Raw genomic sequence first — 1,538 nt, 5'->3', positions numbered from 1 at the left:
ATGACCTGCGCATCCTGTGCGCAAGCGGTCGAGAAATCGGTCGCCAAGTTAACGGGCATGGATGCTGCGAATGTGAACTTGGCAACTGAAAAGTTAACGGTTACTTATGATAACAAACAAGTTTCAGAGGCTGATATCACTCAGGCAGTTGAGAATGCAGGTTATAAGGCGGTGAAGAATTTATCGGCGACTAGCTTTGAAATTGAAGGGATGACCTGCGCGTCTTGTGCCCAAGCGATTGAGAAATCGGTAGGTAAATTAGCCGCTGTTTCATCGGTGAATGTGAATTTAGCCACTGAAAAAATGACAGTGACCTTTGATGAGGCGGCCTTAAATGTTTCTGATATTGTCCGTACAGTTGAAGATACGGGCTACCAAGCCAAATTAGAAACCAGTGAACAGGAAGGGCCTAGTCAAGCTGATCGTCAAAGTGCCCATATCCAAGCTTTATGGGGCCGCTTTTTGTGGTCTACTATTTATACTGTGCCTTTACTTTATATAGCCATGGGTCCCATGCTACCTTTTGGCGGTTTACCCTTACCTGAATTCTTGAATCCAATGACCAATGCCATGAATTTTGCGGTCATCCAGTTGTTGCTGACCTTACCAGTTGTCTATTTGGGACGTGACTTCTACAAAGTGGGTTTTAAAGCCCTCTTTAAAGGACATCCCAATATGGACTCTTTGATTGCTATTGGGACAGGGGCAGCGCTTGTTCAAGGGATTGTGATGACAGGTCTATTAGTATCTGGCCAGCTGCATGTAGGCCACGGTCATCCTGACTTATACTTTGAGTCAGCGGCGGTTATTTTGACATTAATTACTTTAGGGAAATATTTGGAGGTTGTGTCTAAAGGCAAGACGTCTGAAGCCATTAAAAAATTGATGGGCTTGGCACCGAAAACGGCTCGAGTAATGCGCGACGGTCAAGAGGTTGAAGTGGCGATTGACCAGGTGGTGACGGGCGATATTTTAGTCGTTCGCCCTGGCGAGAAAATTCCAGTTGATGGCGAGGTCGTTGAGGGCAGCTCAGCGGTTGACGAAGCCATGATTACTGGGGAAAGTATCCCAATTGAAAAAAGGGTAGGCGACCAGGTTGTTGGCGCGTCTATCAACAAGAACGGGTCATTCCAATTCAAGGCCACAAAGGTCGGCAAGGACACAACCCTTGCGCAAATTATCCAACTTGTTGAAGAAGCACAAGGGTCTAAAGCGCCAATAGCCAAGTTAGCGGACAAGGTATCCGGTATTTTCGTCCCCATTGTGATGGGCTTAGCAGCAATTTCTGGACTTGCCTGGTATTTCCTAGGGCAAGAATCATGGATATTTGCCTTGTCTATTACCATTTCCGTTCTAGTGATTGCTTGTCCATGTGCCTTAGGTTTGGCGACGCCAACAGCGATTACGGTGGGGACTGGTAAGGGTGCTGAGAATGGCGTCTTGATTAAGAGTGGCGATGCCTTAGAGGAAACCCATAAAGTTCAAACTATTGTTTTTGACAAAACAGGTACCATTACCGAAGGCAAACCGGTGGTGAC

1 protein-coding gene is annotated in these 1,538 nt (G+C 46.5%); it reads left to right on the top strand.

What is annotated here, in order from left to right:
* A partial coding sequence (locus tag ACRCJ0_RS13780; protein WP_431390797.1) for a heavy metal translocating P-type ATPase occupies window positions 1-1,538 on the top strand: 1,538 nt, incomplete at both ends.

The sequence above is a fragment of the Aerococcus sp. L_32 genome (assembly GCF_050689315.1).
Note: the sequence above shows the minus strand (reverse complement) of the source record. Positions and strands in the feature narration are given on the sequence as shown.